Source organism: Pseudomonas sp. IT-196MI5 (genome assembly GCF_949767415.1).
Classification (GTDB): Bacteria; Pseudomonadota; Gammaproteobacteria; order Pseudomonadales; family Pseudomonadaceae; genus Aquipseudomonas.
Map to the genome: position 1 here is coordinate 718331 of NZ_CATKPZ010000011.1, position 18664 is coordinate 736994.

An 18664-nucleotide genomic window follows, 5' to 3' on the forward strand; every position below is an offset into this window, starting at 1 on the left:
CGCATGAAACCTGACATCATCCGTATCAAAGACCTTGGCGCCCCCGAGCTGACCGAGCGCCAGCGTCGAGCGATCGCGGGCGTCCCCCCCGTGGAAATGCGCGAGGAGGCCGTCCTCGCAGCCGCATGCCAGCGCACAGGGCTTTCCGACTTCGGTTCGGAGGACTTCCGCGAACGGCTGCGAATCTGGCTGAAGAGTTTTGACGAGGACACGGAGCTCGGCCCCCTGGGGCGCGTGGGGATGTTCGGCGATGCCGTGCGCTACGCATCTTCGCGCTTGCGCTTCGAAGATCTGGTGAAGCGACACCCGGAAATCAACGACGTCGCGATTGATCGGCCGATCATCGTCGCCGGGCTTCCCCGCTCAGGCACGACTCACCTGGTCAACATCCTGGCAGCCGATCCGCGACTGCGCTCGATGCCGCTATGGGAAGCGATGGAGCCGATTCCTGCGCCGCAAGACCAAACATCAGATGGGGAAGATCCGCGTATCGTTCGCACCCGCCAGGCCTGGGGCGAATTCGAAGCCATATTGCCGTTCATGCCGGCGATGCACGAAATGTCCCCCACCCACGTGCATGAAGACATCGAACTGCAAGGCCTGGACTTCTCGTCCTATCTGCCGGAATGGCAGTCTCGCCCGTGTCGCTGGCGCGATTACTACTACAGCCACGATCAGACGCCGCACTACCGTTATGGTCGCCGAGTCCTGCAGGCGCTCACCTGGCTCCAGGGCCCGAACCGATGGGTGATGAAATCGCCGCCGCACATGGAGAACCTGCGGCCGCTGATGACGACCTATCCCGACGCCACGCTCGTCATCACCCATCGCGACCCCGTTGCCGTGCTCCAGTCCGCGATCACCATGATCGCCTATGGCGACCGCATCCGCCGCCATACCGTCGACGTAAAGGCGTTGGCGCGCTACTGGACAGATCGAGTGGAACATCTGCTGCGCGCCTGCGTTCGGGACCGGGACAGTGTTCCCGCCGGCCAATCGCTCGATGTGCTCTTCGACGACTACATGGCCGACCAACAGACGGTGATCGAACGCATCTATGCCATGGCCGGCCTGCCATTGACCGCCGACGCCAAGGCGCGGATCCAGGCCTATGTGAACGCCAATCCACGGGGCAAGCATGGTCGCGTCGTCTATGACCTGAAAGGTGATTTCGGGGTTGATATTGCCGCTTTGCGCGAGCGATTCGGCTTTTACTATGAGCGCTTCTCGGTCAGGCCAGAGCGCATCGAAGGAGAGCGGCCATGACCGATCAATCTACGGAACGCCTGTTGTCCGGCCGCGCGTGGGACGACTTCTGCGAAACCGTTCGCCAGGCCGGCCACAGGGTCGATGCTTTCGGCGCCGAGGCCGATACCCTCGACCGCGCCGAATGGTATCGATTCATGACCCGGCTGATGCGCAACGGTTTCGAACGCTACCTGGAGAACTGCGAGCCAGAACGGCCGCGCCTGCGCGATGCGCCCTGGCGCCAGTCCATCAACTTCCAGTCTCCCGATCAGGATCATCTGCTTGCCGAGTTCGTCGACGGTAGTCATGACTATGTCATTCGTGGCCATCGTGGCGGGCTGCCGTACTTTGTCATCGCCTCATGGCGCGCGCCACAACCGCACCATCCGGGCGCTCAGGACTGGGCAACGCGTGGGGTGGCCGGTCTTGACGAATTCGATCCCGCTGCGCTGCAGACCACCGGCTTCATCTCCTCACGCCAGGTGAAGTTCGATGCGCAGGGCAACTTCGAAATCGTGGTCAGCCAGAACAAACCCGCAGACGGGCGCGACTGGCTGTCGATCTCACCGGACTGCGTCGGTCTCCTGGTGCGCACGCTCTACCATGATCGCGCGAATACCGCGCCGCCTCACTTCACCATCGAACGGATCGATACCCCTCACCCGCGCCCCGTCACCGCCGCCGAAATAAGCGATGCGCTCGCCAAGGCGGGTCAGATGGTACTTGGCTATTGCGAGCTGGTGCGCAGCTGGTGGCAGGACAATCTCAGCCAGCGGCCAAACCGCATCCGCTTCGACCGCGCGGTGTACCTGTCCAATGGCGGTGTGCCGGACCGACACCACGGCTTCGGTACCTGGGAGTGTGCTGGCGACGAGGCGCTGGTTATCGATTTCCTGCCCTCGGCCTGTGATTACTGGATATTCCAGCTCTGTTCGATCTGGCAAGAGAACCTCGACAACTACGAGGACGGCGGCGGTTGTGTGCAGAAGTACAAGGCCAGCTATCGCCACGACGGCTCGGTGCGCGTCATCGTTGCGCAAGGCCAGCCCGGCATCGCCGGCAATTGGGTCCAGTCCTTCGGCCATGTCCATGGCGGCATGAGTTTGCGTCTGATTGGCACACAGGGTGAGCCGCCGCAGGTAACGCTGCGCCGTATTGCGCTCGCCGTGCTGCAAGAGCGTGGTGAAGAGGCACTGGAAGACATCGTGCCGATCATCAGTGGCGAGGTAGCACGATGAGCACGCCGTCGCGATCCATAGCTGCGGCGGTGGTCGGCACCGGCTTCGGTCTTTTTACCCATGTCCGTGCGCTGCGCGAGGCCGGGTTCGAAGTGCGTGCGATCGTCGGCCGAGACCGTGCTCGCACCATCGCGCGCGCTGCACCTCTCGGCATCCCGCTGGCAACCGATAGTCTTGCCGAGGCGCTTGCCGATCCAGCGATACAGCTCGTTACGGTGGCCACGCCCCCGCACGCACACTATGCACCGGTGATGGCCGCGATCGCCGCCGGGCGGCATGTCGTGTGCGAAAAGCCCTTTGCCCGCGACGCCGCCGAAGCGGCGCAGATGCGCGAAGCCGCGACAAAGGCCGGTGTTCATCACCTGCTCGGTGCCGAATTCCGCTTCGACAGCGCGCAGGCGCTGCTGCGGCGCGTCGTTCAGTCAGGGCTGATCGGCACGCCGCGCCATTTCCTGCGCATCTACCATCAACCGGGCCTACAAGACTCGACAAGCAAACTCAGCGACTGGTGGGAGGACGCAGACCAGGGCGGCGGCTTCCTTGGCGCATTCGGCTCGCACATGATCGATCAGGTCGAATACCTGTTCGGGCCCATCGCTCGTGTCAGCGGCATGCTGCAGACGCTGGCGCCCGGGCGCCCCACCATGACGGCCGACGATTGCTACACCGTGCAGTTCGAAACGGACAGCGGTGTTGCCGGGTCAATCATCGCCGCGCTGGCCGCGCCGGGGCCGCTGGTGATGGCCACCAAAGTGGTGGGCAGCGCCGGCGGCGCGTGGATTCAGAGCGGCGCGACGTTTGGTGACCCCGAAGAAGTCTGGGTGAGCGACGCCGATGGCGTGCGGCGCATCGAGATGCCCGCGGATCTGGTCAACGCAATGCCGACAGCTTTTCCCGTCGCCGAGCTGATCCAGACCGAGCAGGACCGCTGGCACACCATGGGCTTCGATGTTGCGCCCTATGCGCGCCTGTTCGCCGAGATGCGCACGCGGATCGAGAATCGCGCACCCGCGATCCCCGAGCGTGCCGCCACATTCAACGACGCTGTGCGTGGCCAACAGGTGCTCGACGCCATTCGACTGTCGGCGCGCAAGCGCGCCTGGATCACAATCTGAAATGAAGGAATCCACTATGACGAAATTGATGCTTCATGCAACGGTTCACGGACCTGACGATATTCGTGTCGAGCAGGTACAGCGCCCCAGTGCCGGGCCGGACGATATTGTGGTCAAGGTCGTGGTCTGCGGCATCTGCGGCTCTGACCTCGGTTATGCGCGCGCCGGCGGCCTGCCGATGGGGGGCGATGGTCCCTTATCGCTCGGGCATGAGTTTTCGGGCGTGATCGAGGAGCTGGGTGCGCGAGTGACGGCGCTGCGCAAAGGCCAGCGCGTGGTGGTCAACCCGACGACGCCTGCGAACATGATCGGCTCCGGAGGCCCTGGGGCCTTCGCTTCGCACATTCTCGTGCGCAATGTCATGGCCGAGTCGTCGGTCTTCCCCATTCCCGACACGCTGGACTTCGAAACCGCTGCACTGGTCGAACCGCTCGCCGTCGCGCTGCACGGCGTCAACCGGTCGCGTGCCGGCGCTGGCAGCAAAGTAGTCGTTTTCGGCGCGGGTCCCATCGGGCTCGGCGTCGTGGCAATGCTCCGTCTGCGCGGCGTCGCGGACATCATCGCCGTCGATCGAGTGGACTCACGTCTGGAGCGTGCGCGCGCGCTCGGTGCAAACGCCACCTTCAATCCCGACAACTGCGATCTCTGGGCTGAAATCGGCCAGCGCCATGGCGCAAGCACGCTCTACGGGATGCCAGTGGTGGATAGCGACGAATTCATCGAGGTGTCGGGCGCCGCTCCGGTTATTCCCCAAATCATCGCGCGCGCACGTTTCGGGGCGCATCTGACGGTGGTGGCGGTGCATCACGCACCGGTCGCCATGGATCTGGCGATGGCGCTGGGCAAGGAAATGGAAGTGACCACCGCCATGGCCTATCCCACCGAGTTTGGCGAAGTGCTGGAGATCCTCGCCGCAGGCCGGATCGACACCATCGCGCTGATCAGTCATCGCTACGCCTTCGAAGATTTCGAGCAAGCCTTCGCTACCGCCGCGCGCGCAGATGAATCGGCCAAGGTGTTGGTGACGTTCGGATGAGTCTCAATCCAGAACATAGTGATGGTACGGCTGCATCATCGTTCTTGTGCAGACGACCACCATGACTTCAGCGCATTTCGATGATGTCCGCTTTGGATCGAAGCGGACATCCAGCGACCTCCACCATCGCTCGAAATCCCGAAGCGCTTGACCGGCCTGCCGGCAAGCGCAAGCAGGACCCACGTTAACGATCAGTACTTGATGTCCCGGGCCGTGCGACGGGTATCTTGCTTGGTGCTGCGCTTGTCCTGGCGACAGTCTACGTTGCTCTTGTCATTGCCTTTTCTACAATCATCCTTGGTTTGCCGCGCAGTGGAGCGCCCTTCCTGCCTGGTATCGCGAGCTTCACGCCGTTGCTGACCCTGCTCGGTCGCGTAGGCGGGTAGCGTCACCCACTGCACGCCAGTGGCGACGAGCAGCATCGCCAGGGCTTTCAAGTAGTGCCTGCGAATCATGTTTTTTCTCCAAAGCCATATCGCTCAGTCGCTTCGTTCGCTCCCCCAGGAATTCAGCGAAAACGTGAGTTACATCGTACGCTCACAACTCACAAAAGCACTTTGTGGCAGGTGAAATCTGACGATAGGGTTACATGGACAGTCGCGCGATGCCGCTATGTGCATGGTTGCAATATGGGCACGGTAGGGTCGTCACTGGACCGGACGGGCGGGTTGGGGGTCAGGCTTTGGGAGCATCATTTCAAGCACGCGGTGAGATCGAGTGACCTGTGATCGATGCAACGACTTCTCCGCGTCCTAGGACATTTCCCGCAAAATGCGTCGCCTTTCATGAACTGGCGGATGCTGCCTCTCGAAGATAGCCTTCGTCGGTCGCTGCAAATCAGTGATCGGCTTTGACAGGCTGAAGAGCTACCTTCCACTCTTCCCAATAAAACGGCATGCTTCTGCGCGTTCTGTCTTATGGTGGCTGTGCGTGGGGCATCTTCGGATGCACCGGTTTTGTTGCTCCCCGGTCTGTCAACCCGCGTACAGCTGCCACCCACATCTGATTGACAGCAGATAGCTGGCAGCTCCTTCAACCAAAGACGGAGCACAATCATGAAAAAACATAGTCCCAACCCGCCAAACACTGCACCTGACTCAACAACTGAAACACCCGACTTTCCCAACCTCTCCGACCTCACCGAACCCGCCATCAGCGCCCGCCTCCGCAACCCCAATCACCTCGATCCCATCAGCCACGTCTTCACCCTGCGCCCAAACATCGACACACCGTCCCTACTCACCCACGCCAGTGAAACCCTGGCCTCGCTCAACGTCATGAGCACCGACCTTGCCTGCGAGCTTGAGAGTTCGCGTCGCAACATCGCCCTGGCGATCCAGCAGTTGGCCGTGCTGGCGCAATTGCTAGTGAACCGGGCACTGGACAACATCGCGCCACTCGACGAAGTGGAGGCTTGAGATGGATCGATACATGCCGATGACCGGCATCGACTGCACCATTGCGTCACTGCTGATCGACACCGAAGCACCGCTGGATGTGCTGCATGAAACAGCCGCCTATCGCATTCGAACCGCGACGCAATTGCTGGAGAGCTTCGCGGCTGACGAGGGTGTTTACAGCGAACTGGCGCGGGTGCTGGTCACTTCCCTGCGCGATGGTTGCGATTTGCTGGATGTGGTTGGGCGACGGCTGCAGATGCAGGTTTGATCCTGGGAAAACAAAATGGGCGACTTCCCTGAAGTCGCCCATTTTCATTGGTATTGAAACTAGCCAAACGTCAGGGCGAAAGGGGCTGCTGCGTGTTGTATTGCCTTCACCACATGAGGCGCCTGCTCCCGAAATTCAGGGTAGCGCCTCAGCACCGATTCAACTGCCGCAAGCAATCGCTGAATACGCAACTCAGGATGTTCAACCTCACACGTCTGCGCAAATTCCAATAAACCCTGGCGGGAAGCAAACAACGACTTGTTACCCACAAGGTCTAGCGCCAAAACATCTTCAGGGATGTAGGCCGTCGTATTAACGATGTCGTATGCCGGCGCGAGGCGCGCGTCACGTTGGGTCGGCTCCGAATAGAGCAAGCCGAAGTTTTTCAAATGAGCATCGCCGTTCCCAACGATGCAGCTCAGCGCTACGTAATCGAAAAGTTGATCAAGCGAGGTTCGTTGATTGTTTGCTGGGCAAAACAGTCGAATCGCTTTGGCAATGGCTGCATAGCTTTTGCTGTACTTCTGATCGGCCGAGAGCCCCATCAGTGCGGCCATGTCCTCGAATCCAATCGGGTTAAGCTGCTCGTCCCGATCAAAGCGACGCATGACAAACAGCTTTGCATTGTCGGACAGGTAAAACTGCGGGACCGGAATGCCCGCCTCCCTGGCAATGGACATGCAAAGGAACTCATTGATGGCCAGTCCTGGGAACTCATCCCGGCCACTCTTGATTATCAAGTCAGAGGTTTTCGAGGTGGCTCGTTGCAATTCGAAATCTTGCTGCTCAGGCACCAAAACCTTCGGCTGAACACCCGATATACCTGCCCGCAAAATATAGCGGTCAAGAAGGTCGGCGAAGATATCTTCCGCTCCATCCCACGTGAGAATTTCTTCGAGTTTTTCTCCAGGGAACTGCTGTTCACCAAGCAGGGCATCAACGGTTTCGGAATGCACCTGAATCCTGCCAATAGGTGAACTGCTGCCAGAAAGAGCAAGCAACAACATTGGATCGACGTTTACGGTTTTCGCCAGGCGATTGCGCAACTGCTCCAACATATAGCCTTCAGGAAGGTTCATCTGGAATACGGGATGCAGATCCCGCCGACGAAACTCGTCAGCCCGAACGGGCATCAACAGACTGATGGCCGTGTTGGGCAATGCGTCTTCTTGATAGCGGAAAATATAATCTTCGCCACTGGTAAGGATTCGGCCGCTATGGCCCTCTGGCGTACTGACTTTGAGGGAGGCCATTTTCATTCGAACAACTCCCCGAGCTCTTCAAGGGTCGGCATGGCCGCCGGTATAACGGTGAGCTCGCAGTCCAAAGCGCTCAAGACTCTTGCGTAAGCGTTCATGGCAACAGTATCGGCCCCCTTCTCGACAGCAATGACTTTCTGCCGCGTCAAACCGGCGAGCTCAGCAAGTCGAGCTTGTGTCAGACCTCGCCGAATACGCGTTTCACGTATTTGGCTACCGAGTCGAGAGATCAGCAGGGTGTACTCCATGTTCAGTTACCGTGACATTTATATTTGAATGTATCGTATACAGAACATTATTGCGAATATGCCTTACTCACCCGCCTCACCCCAACCCCCACCAATATCCCCAACACAATCGACACCAACGGCACCGTCCCCACCCAGGTCAGCGTCGGAAACACCAACAAAATCTGCGAGTCATTGCCGCCCAGCATCATCGAGGCGCCGGTCCCCATTAACACCCCTGCGAGCAAATACCTGACCGCTGTCGTCACTGCAAACCGCTGATAGTTGAACGTGCGGCGATGCAACGTGTAACAGAGCATGCCCAGCATCAGCATGGCGAACACCGCCACACGCTGGGTGGTCAATGGTGTATCGCCCGATATCCAGAACATGTGCGAGAGATCGTAGAAGAACACGCTGGGCGTCCACAGCGGTTCGAAGGTGTAGAGGGCACTGGTCAAAGCCCCCAGTAGCAGGCTCGACAGCACCAGGTGTCTGTCGCCGTGAATCCGCACCAGGAACAGCAAAATCAGCAGCACGATGCCGATGACCAGCCAGTAATGACGACTGGAAATCATCGGCATTTGCAGCGCCCAGTGTTCGGTCAGCATGTTCAGGTGATGCCACAGTACGATGCCCAGCACCCAGCCGAGGATGGTGAAGGCCTTGTTGAGGTTGCCGCTGGCGAGCTTGGTGAGGGTGCCGACGCTGCATCCGTCGTTGAGCACCGAGGCGAGGCCGAACAACAACCCGCCACCGACCAGCGACAGGTAGCCGACCTCGGGAATGAACAACGGCTGACTGACGCCAGACAAGGCGTAGAACGGCGCGAGCAACAGACCGAACAAACCGCAACTGACAAGCGACACGAACAGGGTCGGCCGGCGCTTGAGCAGCAGCCCGATGGCATTGACCAGGCACATGCCCATGCGCTGGGACACCCAGCCGACAAGGAATGCCAACAGCAGCGAAATCAGCAGTGAAAGCACAAGCCTCCCTGTTTCCGGGCAGTAACATCCAGGCATTCTCTGAAGGACAGATTAGTCGCTACGCAAACACTTCGGATGAACAGACAAAGCCCTTCTACACTCGATCCGCATACGCCCTGCGGTGATAGCCACCTGATGAATTTCGGGCACGCGGCGATGATCAGCGGCTACATCGGCAAGAGCGACGCACTGGCCGACGCGCTCCATAAATATGCCAAGGGCTATACCGAGCAGAACGAACGCGATTTCGAGCGGTTCCAGCAAGCCTGCCGCAAGGGCCTTTTGCGTGCCCGGTCGGAAGCGGACTTTGCCGCGGATCATTTGCCGTAGCGGTGTCGCAAGCTCTGGTACGGGGCTTTGAGCGAGATGAATTTTTCTTCACCCCACCCCCTCGCGCCAGCCTGTACATTGCCCTCGCTCATTCAAGAAACTACGGTTTGCCCGCCTCCCGCGGGCTTTTTTTTGCCTGCGAATTCGCAATCCGAGACTCATTGAAGGTTTCCTCGAGCAACAAAAAACCCGCAGCCCTTTCGGGGTGCGGGTTTTTCAGTTCAACGCCAACTCAATTCACTGGTTGAGTCTGAGTCGCCGCTACCGGTTGTTGCGCTTTGGAGAGCACCGGCTGTTCCAGCCTCGCTCGCCCGTAAAACGCCAGCGCCGTCAGCAAGCATGCCAGCCACACGAAGATCCCGGCCCAGAAGGTGTGGGACATGTAGTGCCACCCTTGCAATACCCGCGTTGTGCCGTAGATGAAACCGAGGGTCAGCGAGCCGTACATGATCGCTTTCGAATAGCGCCAGCGATAACGGCGAGCCACGAAGTACAACGCCAGCATGGTGAAACCGCCCGACGCATGTCCGCCCGGCCAGCAGCGCCCCTCACCGGCGACTTTCAGCAGGTCGAAGTTTTCATACCACTCAACGTGCTCCATTTTGCCGCCGTATTGGGTCGTCTCGATCGGGCAATACACGCTGGTGTGGCCCTTGAGGTAGTGAATGACCCCGGTGCTGATGGAAAACGCGAACACCACGTAGAGAAAGTCGCGACGGTGCCGGGTGGCAAAACGCAGCACCGGTGCGACTTTGATTTTTTCCAGGAAAGCGATGATTTTCGAGTGCTTTTCAGCCTTCAGACGCGGCCAGAGGAACGACAGCAAGGCACCGATAATCGCAATTTCGCCAGTCCAGTTCGGAATGATCCGCGCCCATTTATGGGTGATTTTTTCGAACAGATGGACATGGTCCAACGGGTACGTCTGCGTTACCGGATCAAAAAAGTAATTGTTGAAGGCGATGTCTATGCTGGTCATGTCGAACATCAGAAACACCGCGACCGCGCAGGCCAGCGGAATACCGAAATTCACCCAGTAAAAGCGGTAGCGAGAAGCGGTCAGCATTGTGAATCCTGATTCAAAAAGAGGAGGGAAAAACTCAATGAGTGCTCACCGAGCTCCAGTCGGAAGCGTCGATGAAGCCAAGCAAGCGCGGAGTCTGCGGGGTTTCGGCAGAAATAAACAGTGAAGCGCCATAACCCAGGGTCGAAGGCGGTAACTCGAGGTCTTTTTCCATTTGCTCCATGCACTCGCTGTGGGTCACCAGAACCAGGTTACGCCCGGCCACTTTATGCGCCAGCGCGTCACGCAGCATGGTGCCCTTGCAAATGATCAGCCAGTCTTCCCCCGTGCCAACCTTGTTGAACATGAAGTTGGCGGTCTGTGCCGTGCGCAGGATCGGGCTGTTGTAGATATCGGCGTTGTCCAGGCCAAGGTGTTTGAACTGTGCCCCGAGGCTCTCGGCAACACGACGAGAGCGCTCGGTAATGCCATCGTTGCCGACCAGGCAAGGCGCCGAGGAGTGATCACAACGCTCGACGTGGCGCACCAGCACGATCATGTCGCCCTTGGCCCACCCCGTCATCAAAGCCTGTGCTCCGGCCACATTGCCGTGAGCCAGGTCCGGCGCGGTGGCGGGACGCAGCAAAAACACGGTCAGCGGGATGACCAGCAGCGCCGAGGCCAGCACCACCGCCGCGTTGCGATAGCGGGCAAAACGGTTCAGATCGATCGAGCGTTTTATTCCGAAAAGACTCAGTCTTAATTCCACATCAAGCCGCCTCGCCGGCACGTACCACCTCATCAGATCACGGGAAGTTAATGAAACGTGCGTTGCCTGCGGGTGAAAGACATGTGAAAAAAAGCTTAAAACGCTGCAAAAACCTTGTTACAGAATCCGCCGCACAAAAACCTTTCAGCTCCCGGAATTGCTGCCGATACATCCTGCTTACACAGCTTGGCGGCCTCAAAAAAAACAATCTTCCAGCCGACCGACGAAAAAGAAGCACCACGTTCCTGGAGGAATTTGATGAATAGCTGGTTCGGCAACATCAGCGTGAACCTGAAACTGGGCCTGGGATTTGGCCTGGTCCTGGCACTGACCTGCGTCCTCGCCCTGACCGGCTGGACCAGCCTGGGCGGGTTGATCGACCGTAGCAACTGGATGAGCGACATCACCCAGCTCAACGCCGGCCTGACCAAGCTGCGTGTGGTTCGCCTGCAATACATGCTCACCAACGGCGACGAAACCGCTGCGCAGAGCGTGCAGACCACCCTCGATGCCTTCTCGGCCCAGCAGCAAGACCTGCTGGCGAAGTTCAAGAGCCCGGAAAACCTCAAGCTACTCCGGGAGCAAGGCGCCGTCATCGATGCCTACAAGACATCCCTTGGCAAGATGCGTAGCGCCTATCGCGCCGGCAACAGTGCCCGCGACGCCATGAGTGCCAACGCCGAAACCGCCAACACGCTGATCAATGACATCGATGCCCGCGTGCAGCAAATGCCGTTGAGCGACCAGCGCTTCGAACAGTTCCAGGCCATTACGGCGGCAAAGGAGGCGTTCCTCTTGGCCCGTTACGAAGTGCGTGGCTACACCGCCAGTACCGATGGCCAGACAGAGCAAAAAGCCGTCGGCCAACTGGACGCCGCCATTGCCAGCCTGAAACCGCTGAATGCGCATTTCGCCGATTCGCAGCAAGACGCCCTGCGCCAGCTGGAAACGGCGCTTGGCAACTATCGCGGTGCCTTGCAGGCCTACAAGGCCGCCAGCAATGACGCGGTGCAAGCGCGCAAGGAAATGACCGACCAGGGGGCCGCCATCGTGGCCCAGAGCGATCAGCTGTATCAGATTCAGCTCGACCGCCGGGACGCCGAAAGCGCCCAGGCGCGCACCCTGCAACTGATCAGCACATTGCTGGCGTTGCTGGTGGGCATCATTGCCGCCGTGGTCATCACTCGCCAGATTACCCGCCCACTGCGCGAAACCCTGGCGGTGGTCGATCGCATCGCCAGCGGTGACCTGTCCCAGAACGTGGTGGTCAGCCGTCGCGATGAACTCGGCGTGTTGCAGCAAGGCATTGTGCGCATGGGCGTGACGCTGCGCGACTTGATCAGCGGCATCCGCGACGGCGTGACCCAGATCGCCAGCGCCGCCGAAGAGCTGTCGGCTGTGACCGAACAGACCAGTGCCGGGGTCAACAGCCAGAAAGTCGAGACCGATCAGGTCGCCACCGCCATGCACGAGATGACCGCCACCGTGCAGGAAGTCGCGCGCAACGCCGAAGAAGCCTCGCAAGCCGCTGCGGCGGCGGATGACGAGGCCCGTGAAGGTGACAAAGTGGTCAACGAAGCCATCGCCCAGATCGAGCGTCTGGCCAGCGAAGTGGTACGTTCCACCGAGGCCATGAGCGTGCTGCAACGGGAAAGTGACAAGATCGGCAGCGTCATGGACGTGATCAAGGCCGTGGCCGAGCAGACCAACCTGCTGGCGCTCAACGCCGCCATCGAAGCGGCCCGTGCCGGTGAAGCCGGTCGTGGTTTTGCGGTGGTGGCCGACGAGGTCCGCGGCCTGGCCCAGCGTACGCAGAAATCCACCGAGGAAATCGAAGGCCTGGTGGCCGGCTTGCAGAACGGCACGCAACAAGTGTCGGCGCTGATGAACAACAGCCGCGTCCTCACCGACAGCAGCGTGGCCCTGACCCGCAAGGCCGGCGAGTCACTGGAGAACATCACCCGCACGGTGTCCAACATCCAGTCGATGAACCAGCAGATCGCCGCCGCTGCCGAACAGCAAAGCGCCGTGGCCGAAGAGATCAGCCGCAGCATCATCAACGTGCGCGACGTGTCCGAACAGACTGCTGCTGCGAGTGATGAAACGGCTGCGTCGAGTGTTGAACTGGCACGGCTGGGGAATCAGTTGCAGATGATGGTGAGTCACTTCCGCGTCTGACGTTCAGTCAGCGCCAAATGATAGAACCAATCGCGAGCAGGCTCGCTCCCACAATGAATCTGTGTCGTCCACAAAGACCGTGCACAGCATCCAGCCCCTGTGGGAGCTTGCTCCGGGCGGCGCTCCGACGATGGTCGTTAACGATGACGCGTGTTGACTGGCTAAACGCGGCGCTTCTGACTCCATCGCGAGCAAGCTCGCTCCTACATTAGTGAACAGCATTGGGTTGTCGGGCTTGATGTCAGCAATTCGGCCTGGAGATGCCATTCTTTAACATCAAAGCGCCACCACTGTGACACAGTCCTTGAAACTCACTGAAACCCCGTACGCAAATCCCCTTCCCGTGCCAGGAACCGCCCTTCCCTGCGCCCGTTGGCCTGACCATCGCGGTAGCTCAACGCACCGTTGACCCATACGCCCTCGATACCTTGTGCTGCCTGCTGCGGATCGTTGAAATCGGCGACATCGCGGATGGTTGCCGGATCGAACAACACCAGGTCCGCCCAATGACCTTCGCGGATTTGGCCGCGTTCCTTCAAACCGAAGCGCGCCGCCGACAGCCCGGTCATTTTGTGCACGGCGGTGTGCAGCGGGAACAATCCGACGTCACGGCTGAAATGCCCGAGCACCCGGGGGAATGCGCCCCACAAGCGCGGGTGTGGGAACGGGTCTTCCGGCAAGCCGTCGGAGCCGACCATCGACAGCGGATGCGCGAGGATTCTGCGCACATCCGCCTCATCCATCCCGTAGTACACCGCACCGGCCGGCTGCAGTTGGCGAGCGGCCTCCAGCAACGGCACATTCCATTCGGCGGCGATGTCCATCAGGTCGCGGCCGCCCATTTCCGGGTGCGGGGTCGACCAGGTGATGGTGATGCGATGGGCATCGGTGACTTGCTTGAGGTCCAGGGTCGACGAGCTCGCCGCATACGGATAGCAATCACAGCCCACCGGGTGGGTTTTCGCGGCCTGTTCGAGTGACGCCAACAGTTGCGGACTACGCCCCCAGTTGCCGGCACCGGCACACTTGAGGTGGGAAATGATCACCGGGCTTTGTGCATGGCGACCGATCTGGAAGGCCTCGTCCATGGCCTCCAGCACCGGTTCGAATTCGCTGCGCAAGTGGGTGGTGTAGACCGCCCCGAACGCCGTCAACTCTTCGGTCAGTTGCATCACTTCATAGGTGGATGCTGAGAAAGCGCTGGCATAGGCAAGACCGGTGGACAGGCCCAGCGCGCCGGCCTCAAGGCTTTCGTGCAGTTGCTCGCGCATCGCGCTGATTTCGTCTGCCGTGGCGGTGCGCAACAGGTCGTCCAGATGATTGCTGCGCAACGCTGTATGGCCGACCAGCGCGGCGACGTTCAGCGTGGTGCTCGCCGCTTCGACCGCCGCGCGGTAGTCGTGGAAGGTCGGATAAACGAACGCCGCAGCCGTACCGAGCAGGTTCATCGGGTCCGGCGGATCGCCACGCAAACTCACCGGCGAAGCACTGATCCCGCAGTTGCCGACGATCACCGTGGTCACGCCCTGGCTGAGCTTGGGCAGCATCTGCGGCTGACGAATCACCACGGTGTCGTCATGGGTGTGCACGTCGATGAAACCCGGCGCCAGCACATGGCCCTGCGCGTCGATCTCCTCGCTGGCATGGGCATCGCGCAAGTCGCCGATACGCTCGATGCGCCCGTTGAGAATGGCCACGTCGGCGGGGTAACCGGGGCTGTTGCTGCCATCGATGATCAGGGCGTTGCGAATCAGCGTGTCGTACAGCATGTCAGTCTCCCGGCGGTAAGTGATCGTCGCCGCCGCGGTATTCGTCGAGGGCGAGTTTATTACGCTCAGTCGTGTTGCATCCTGGCGCGCTTGAGCAATTTCTTGCAACGCTCGGACAAATGCAGCACCCGCAGATGCTTGCCGGCTTTGACATAGCGTTCGCGCAAGGTGTCCAGCGCGGCGATGGCCGAGTAGTCGACAAAACTCAGGTGCTGGCAATCCAGCGTCACTTGCACCGGGTCATTGGCCGTATCGAACTGATTGAGAAAGGGTGTGGTCGAGGCGAAGAACAGCGTGCCATGCACCCGGTACAGCTTGCTGCCGTCGTTCTCCAGGTAGCTGTCGGCATACAGCTGACGGGCCTGTTGCCAGGCAAAGTTCAGCGCCGCAATGATGATGCCGCAGAGCACCGCAATGGCCAGATCGGTGAACACGGTAATCACCGTCACCGCGATGATCACCAGCACGTCATTGAGCGGCACTTTGTTCAGCACCCGCAGCGAGGCCCAGGCGAAGGTCTGCTGCGACACCACGAACATCACCCCCACCAGCGCGGCCAGCGGAATGCGCTCGATCAGTGGCGACAGAAACAGGATGAACAACAGGATCATCACCCCGGCCACCACACCGGACAAGCGCCCGCGCCCGCCGGAACTGAGGTTGATCACGGTCTGGCCGATCATCGCGCATCCGCCCATGCCGCCGAACGCACCGGACACCAGATTCGCCGCCCCCAGCGCCACGCACTCGCGATCCGGGTAACCACGGCTCTCGGTGATTTCGTCGGTGAGGTTCAGGGTCAACAGGGTTTCCAGCAACCCGACCAGCGCCATCAGGATCGCGTAGGGCGCGATGATCCGCAGGGTGTCCAGATTCCACGCGATGTCCGGCAGCGCCAGCGTCGGCAAGCCACCGGCAATGTGCGCCATGTCGCCCAGGGTGCGGGTCGGCAGGCCAAGCAGATACACCGCCAGGCCCACACCGAGAATCGCCACCAAAGCCGGCGGCACGGTACGGGTCAGACGCGGCATCACATAGACAACGGCCATGGTCACCGCGACCAGCCCGAGCATCATGTACAGCGGCGCACCGCTCAACCAGGCCTCCCCGCTCTTGAAGTGCTCCAGTTGTGCCAGGGCAATGACGATCGCCAGGCCGTTGACGAAGCCGAGCATCACCGGATACGGCACCATGCGCACCAGCTTGCCGAGCTTGAGCAGCCCGAACGCCATCATGATCAGCCCGCCCAGCAACACCGTGGCCAGCAGATACTGCACGCCGTGCTGCACCACCAACGCGACGATCACCACCGCCATCGAACCGGCCGCGCCGGACACCATGCCGGGGCGCCCGCCGAACAGCGCGGTCAGGGTGCAGATGATGAATGCGCCATAGAGCCCCATCAGCGGATTGAGATGAGCCACCAGCGCGAAGGCGATGCACTCGGGCAACAGGGCGAAGGACGTGGTAAGCCCGGCCAGGACATCGGCGCGTAGACGTTTTGCTTTCATGAGGGATCGCACACAGGGAGAGACTGGAAAAGAGTGTGCGGATGTTACGGAAATGCAGTCAGACCGACCAGTTGTTGTGCCTGCGCAGACGCCATCGCGAGCAAGCTCGCTCCCACAAGTTTTCTGTTGTTCGCTCATTTCGTGAACGACACAAAACCTGTGGGAGCGAGCTTGCTCGCGATAGCCGCAACGCGGTCTAAAGCGAACTCACACCATCTCGCCGCGAATCCACTCAACCACCGACGTGCGCTTCGGCACCCAACCCAGCAACTCCCGCGCATGCTTGCCACGCACCCGGCTGTTGGAGCCCAGGCCATAGTTGGCCATTTCATAGCCCCACTCGGCTTCCGCGTCCTTGAGCGGCCAGTCTTGTGGTTCGCCCAGGTTCAGCGTCTGGGCCATGGCGGTGGTCATGTCGATGAATGACGCTTCACCGCTCTCAACGAAGTAGAAGGTGCCGGGTACGTTTTCAGTCAGCGCCAGCAGGTACAGCGCAACCACGTCCTCGATGTGCACATTGGACCAGATGTTACGGCCCGTGCCGACATGGCGCACCACGCCGCTTTTGCGTGCCTGTTTGAGCAGGCGTGGCAACTGCACGCTGTCACGACTCACGCCCAGGCTGTGACCGTAGATCAGCGTGTTGCAGATCACCGCCGAGTTCACCCCATCCATGGCCGCCGCCAGGATCAGATTATCGATGGCCACGCGCGCAGCCTTGTCGACGGTCGGTTCCGGCAGGTTGTCTTCGAAGTAAATGACATCGCTGGATTGACCGCCCGAGGCATCCCCGACAATGCTCGAACCGCTGGTGTGCAGGAACACTTTGCCAGCGCCGCGCAGGGCATCGAGCAGGGTTTCCACCGCACCACGATGATCACTGCTGGCCGCGTTGATCACCGCGTCGGCAGCCAGCGCCTGATCGGCCAACAGGGCGGAGTCGTCGAGGGTGCCGATCACCGGGGTGATGCCCAGCGCGCGCAGTTCGTCCGCTTGTTCGGCGCTGCGCACCAGACCGGTGACATTGTGGCCGGCCTGGACCAGGCCCGTGGCGATGGAGCCGCCGATAAAACCGGCAGCACCGGTAACGAATACGTTCATGGAGAAACTCCCTGCGTGGATAAGTGATGCAAGGAGTATCCGGCAGCGATCCCGGGGGAAAAATCCCTGCCAGCCCAATTCACTTTTGCGCAGAAATCACGAATCAGCCCTTGAAATCTGCGCTCGCATAATCCGCCAACTTGCCCTGGATAAAGTCCAGGAAGCATTGAATCCGCAGGGCCAGCTGTGAGTTGCGGTAGTACACCGCGTTGATCGGCTGGCGATAGCCGCTGTTGAATTCGGCCAACAACACTTTCAAGCGTCCGGCACGAATGTCTTCGATGGTCATGAAGTGCGACAGGCTGGCGATGCCCTGGCCGTCCAGTGCGAGATGGCGGATGGTCTCGCCGCTGGAGGCGCTGATCGATGCCTGGATCGGCCAGCGATCGCCATGCACATAACGCAGCGGCCATTGGTTGAGGCCTTCGTTCTGGGTAAATCCCAGCAGCGAATGTTCGGAGAGGTCGGCCACGGCTTGCGGTGTGCCGTGCTTTTCCAGATAGGCCGGGCTGGCGACGATGTGCAGCGGGCTGCAACCCAGGGAGCGAGCATGCAATGTCGAGTCGCTCAGGGTGCCGATGCGGATGGCGATGTCGGTGCTCTGCTCCAGCAGGTCGATGATCAAGTCGTTGCTGTTGAGTTCGAGCTGGATGTCGGGGTAGAGCCTGCGGAATTCATCGATGTAGGGCACGATGGCGTGCAGCATGAAAGGCGATGCCGCGTTGATCCGCAGCCGCCCGGACGGCGTTTGCTGGCGTGAGGACAGGCGCTCTTCGAGTTCGTCCATCTGATCGAGAATGCGCTTGGCGTGCTCGAAGAAATACTTGCCCTCCTCGGTCAGGTCCATGCGCCGCGTGGTCCGATTGATCAGTGTGGTGTCGAGCTTGGCCTCCAGCCGCGACAGCGTGCGACTGACCGCCGAAGGCGTTTGCCCGACCTGCTCGGCCGCCGCAGAAATCGACCCGCATTCAATCACACAGACGAAAATCTGCAATTCATCGGATCTGGCTTTCACGTGTGTCCCTTATCGATATAGTCCTGCGCCGTTCTATTGTGCAGCGCAAATCCATTGTGGCGAGGGGGCTTGCCCCCGTTGGTCCGCGAAGCGGACCCAAAACCCACTAATGCGGTGGTTCAGAAAGTCGCGCGTCAACCGACTTTACGACGGCTTCGCCGCCGAACGGGGGCAAGCCCCCTCACCACAGGAACTGTGCCTGACTCAA

At 60.4% G+C, this 18664-nt stretch carries 18 protein-coding genes and 3 pseudogenes; 11 read left to right on the top strand and 10 right to left on the bottom strand.

Annotated elements, in window-relative coordinates; genetic code table 11:
- Positions 1 to 3: 3 nt before the first annotated feature.
- Genes ACM6IK_RS10805 through ACM6IK_RS10820 form a run of 4 tightly spaced genes read left to right on the top strand, consistent with a single transcriptional unit; the run spans position 4 to position 4637 of the window.
- The gene (locus ACM6IK_RS10805; protein ID WP_414874278.1) at positions 4 to 1266 is read left to right on the top strand and encodes a sulfotransferase family protein; all 1263 of its coding nucleotides are present in this window, start codon (positions 4 to 6) and stop codon (positions 1264 to 1266) included.
- On the top strand, positions 1263 to 2486 hold the full coding sequence (locus tag ACM6IK_RS10810) for a hypothetical protein (RefSeq protein ID WP_414874279.1): 1224 nt from the start codon (positions 1263 to 1265) through the stop codon (positions 2484 to 2486). Before ACM6IK_RS10805 ends, ACM6IK_RS10810 begins: the two co-directional genes overlap by 4 nt.
- Positions 2483 to 3601, top strand: a complete 1119-nt coding sequence (locus ACM6IK_RS10815) for a Gfo/Idh/MocA family oxidoreductase (RefSeq protein WP_414874280.1) — start codon at positions 2483 to 2485, stop codon at positions 3599 to 3601. Before ACM6IK_RS10810 ends, ACM6IK_RS10815 begins: the two co-directional genes overlap by 4 nt.
- Positions 3602 to 3617: 16 nt before the next feature.
- Positions 3618 to 4637, top strand: a complete 1020-nt coding sequence (locus ACM6IK_RS10820) for a zinc-dependent alcohol dehydrogenase (RefSeq protein ID WP_414874281.1) — start codon at positions 3618 to 3620, stop codon at positions 4635 to 4637.
- Between the two features lie 191 nt (positions 4638 to 4828).
- Here ACM6IK_RS10820 and ACM6IK_RS10825 read toward each other — a convergent pair whose 3' ends face one another.
- A complete protein-coding gene (locus ACM6IK_RS10825; RefSeq protein ID WP_414874282.1) occupies positions 4829 to 5092 on the bottom strand; it encodes a hypothetical protein in 264 nt (87 codons plus the stop codon).
- Positions 5093 to 5272: 180 nt separating this feature from the next.
- Between ACM6IK_RS10825 and ACM6IK_RS10830 the strand changes: the two are divergent.
- The 3 genes and pseudogenes from ACM6IK_RS10830 to ACM6IK_RS10840 form a co-directional block, all read left to right on the top strand.
- A pseudogene (locus ACM6IK_RS10830) lies at positions 5273 to 5365 on the top strand (hydrolase); the annotation flags it as partial.
- A 327-nt stretch (positions 5366 to 5692) separates the two neighbouring features.
- On the top strand, positions 5693 to 6055 hold the full coding sequence (locus ACM6IK_RS10835) for a DUF6124 family protein (RefSeq protein ID WP_414874283.1): 363 nt from the start codon (positions 5693 to 5695) through the stop codon (positions 6053 to 6055).
- A 1-nt stretch (position 6056) separates the two neighbouring features.
- A complete protein-coding gene (locus ACM6IK_RS10840; protein ID WP_150727517.1) occupies positions 6057 to 6305 on the top strand; it encodes a hypothetical protein in 249 nt (82 codons plus the stop codon).
- A gap of 59 nt (positions 6306 to 6364) precedes the next feature.
- On the opposite strand, the gene ACM6IK_RS10845 is transcribed toward ACM6IK_RS10840, so the two are convergent.
- From ACM6IK_RS10845 to ACM6IK_RS10855, 3 genes are read right to left on the bottom strand one after another with little or no spacing between them, the layout of a single operon-like run.
- Positions 6365 to 7564, bottom strand: a complete 1200-nt coding sequence (locus tag ACM6IK_RS10845; protein ID WP_414874284.1) for a type II toxin-antitoxin system HipA family toxin — start codon at positions 7562 to 7564, stop codon at positions 6365 to 6367.
- Complete coding sequence (locus ACM6IK_RS10850; protein ID WP_414874285.1) at positions 7561 to 7812, bottom strand: helix-turn-helix domain-containing protein; 252 nt, start codon at positions 7810 to 7812, stop codon at positions 7561 to 7563. The genes ACM6IK_RS10845 and ACM6IK_RS10850 overlap by 4 nt, the downstream gene beginning before the upstream one ends.
- Before the next feature lie 47 nt (positions 7813 to 7859).
- Complete coding sequence (locus ACM6IK_RS10855; RefSeq protein ID WP_414874286.1) at positions 7860 to 8780, bottom strand: YeeE/YedE thiosulfate transporter family protein; 921 nt, start codon at positions 8778 to 8780, stop codon at positions 7860 to 7862.
- A 144-nt stretch (positions 8781 to 8924) separates the two neighbouring features.
- Here ACM6IK_RS10855 and ACM6IK_RS10860 point away from each other — a divergent pair.
- A pseudogene (locus tag ACM6IK_RS10860) lies at positions 8925 to 9110 on the top strand (DUF2252 family protein); the annotation flags it as partial.
- A gap of 232 nt (positions 9111 to 9342) precedes the next feature.
- Here the strand turns inward: ACM6IK_RS10860 and ACM6IK_RS10865 are convergent.
- Entirely contained in the window at positions 9343 to 10176 is an 834-nt protein-coding gene (locus ACM6IK_RS10865; protein WP_223546110.1) for a phosphatase PAP2 family protein, read from the bottom strand.
- A gap of 34 nt (positions 10177 to 10210) precedes the next feature.
- Complete coding sequence (locus ACM6IK_RS10870; protein ID WP_414874287.1) at positions 10211 to 10882, bottom strand: histidine phosphatase family protein; 672 nt, start codon at positions 10880 to 10882, stop codon at positions 10211 to 10213.
- Positions 10883 to 10932: 50 nt separating this feature from the next.
- Here ACM6IK_RS10870 and ACM6IK_RS10875 point away from each other — a divergent pair, with 50 nt between their 5' ends.
- The 3 genes and pseudogenes from ACM6IK_RS10875 (at position 10933) to ACM6IK_RS10885 (ending at position 13060) form a co-directional block, all read left to right on the top strand.
- The gene (locus tag ACM6IK_RS10875; RefSeq protein ID WP_414874288.1) at positions 10933 to 11148 is read left to right on the top strand and encodes a hypothetical protein; all 216 of its coding nucleotides are present in this window, start codon (positions 10933 to 10935) and stop codon (positions 11146 to 11148) included.
- Positions 11149 to 11275: 127 nt separating this feature from the next.
- Positions 11276 to 12202: pseudogene (locus tag ACM6IK_RS10880) on the top strand (methyl-accepting chemotaxis protein); the annotation flags it as partial.
- Positions 12197 to 13060 (top strand): methyl-accepting chemotaxis protein, encoded by an 864-nt coding sequence (locus ACM6IK_RS10885; protein WP_414874318.1) that lies wholly within the window; start codon positions 12197 to 12199, stop codon positions 13058 to 13060. The pseudogene ACM6IK_RS10880 and the gene ACM6IK_RS10885, both read left to right, overlap by 6 nt.
- A gap of 311 nt (positions 13061 to 13371) precedes the next feature.
- Here the strand turns inward: ACM6IK_RS10885 and ACM6IK_RS10890 are convergent, their stop codons facing one another.
- From ACM6IK_RS10890 to ACM6IK_RS10905, 4 genes are all read right to left on the bottom strand, one after another.
- Complete coding sequence (locus tag ACM6IK_RS10890) at positions 13372 to 14829, bottom strand: N-acyl-D-amino-acid deacylase family protein (protein ID WP_414874289.1); 1458 nt, start codon at positions 14827 to 14829, stop codon at positions 13372 to 13374.
- A gap of 65 nt (positions 14830 to 14894) precedes the next feature.
- Entirely contained in the window at positions 14895 to 16340 is a 1446-nt protein-coding gene (locus ACM6IK_RS10895) for a SulP family inorganic anion transporter (RefSeq protein ID WP_414874290.1), read from the bottom strand.
- A 207-nt stretch (positions 16341 to 16547) separates the two neighbouring features.
- On the bottom strand, positions 16548 to 17441 hold the full coding sequence (locus tag ACM6IK_RS10900; protein ID WP_414874291.1) for an NAD-dependent epimerase/dehydratase family protein: 894 nt from the start codon (positions 17439 to 17441) through the stop codon (positions 16548 to 16550).
- A gap of 103 nt (positions 17442 to 17544) precedes the next feature.
- Positions 17545 to 18456, bottom strand: coding sequence for a LysR family transcriptional regulator (locus ACM6IK_RS10905; RefSeq protein WP_414874292.1), 912 nt, complete (start codon positions 18454 to 18456; stop codon positions 17545 to 17547).
- Positions 18457 to 18664: the final 208 nt, after the last annotated feature.

Excerpts from the sequence above, each read along its gene's own strand:
- ACM6IK_RS10840 (WP_150727517.1), top strand. The coding sequence starts at position 6,057 with ATGGATCGATACATGCCGATGACCGGCATCGACTGCACCATTGCGTCA.
- ACM6IK_RS10865 (WP_223546110.1), bottom strand. The coding sequence starts at position 10,176 with ATGCTGACCGCTTCTCGCTACCGCTTTTACTGGGTGAATTTCGGTATT.
- ACM6IK_RS10895 (WP_414874290.1), bottom strand. The coding sequence starts at position 16,340 with ATGAAAGCAAAACGTCTACGCGCCGATGTCCTGGCCGGGCTTACCACG.
- ACM6IK_RS10835 (WP_414874283.1), top strand. The coding sequence starts at position 5,693 with ATGAAAAAACATAGTCCCAACCCGCCAAACACTGCACCTGACTCAACA.
- ACM6IK_RS10890 (WP_414874289.1), bottom strand. The coding sequence starts at position 14,829 with ATGCTGTACGACACGCTGATTCGCAACGCCCTGATCATCGATGGCAGC.
- ACM6IK_RS10810 (WP_414874279.1), top strand. The coding sequence starts at position 1,263 with ATGACCGATCAATCTACGGAACGCCTGTTGTCCGGCCGCGCGTGGGAC.
- ACM6IK_RS10820 (WP_414874281.1), top strand. The coding sequence starts at position 3,618 with ATGACGAAATTGATGCTTCATGCAACGGTTCACGGACCTGACGATATT.
- ACM6IK_RS10815 (WP_414874280.1), top strand. The coding sequence starts at position 2,483 with ATGAGCACGCCGTCGCGATCCATAGCTGCGGCGGTGGTCGGCACCGGC.
- ACM6IK_RS10885 (WP_414874318.1), top strand. The coding sequence starts at position 12,197 with ATGGGCGTGACGCTGCGCGACTTGATCAGCGGCATCCGCGACGGCGTG.
- ACM6IK_RS10850 (WP_414874285.1), bottom strand. The coding sequence starts at position 7,812 with ATGGAGTACACCCTGCTGATCTCTCGACTCGGTAGCCAAATACGTGAA.
- ACM6IK_RS10875 (WP_414874288.1), top strand. The coding sequence starts at position 10,933 with ATGAAACGTGCGTTGCCTGCGGGTGAAAGACATGTGAAAAAAAGCTTA.
- ACM6IK_RS10845 (WP_414874284.1), bottom strand. The coding sequence starts at position 7,564 with ATGAAAATGGCCTCCCTCAAAGTCAGTACGCCAGAGGGCCATAGCGGC.
- ACM6IK_RS10805 (WP_414874278.1), top strand. The coding sequence starts at position 4 with ATGAAACCTGACATCATCCGTATCAAAGACCTTGGCGCCCCCGAGCTG.
- ACM6IK_RS10900 (WP_414874291.1), bottom strand. The coding sequence starts at position 17,441 with ATGAACGTATTCGTTACCGGTGCTGCCGGTTTTATCGGCGGCTCCATC.
- ACM6IK_RS10825 (WP_414874282.1), bottom strand. The coding sequence starts at position 5,092 with ATGATTCGCAGGCACTACTTGAAAGCCCTGGCGATGCTGCTCGTCGCC.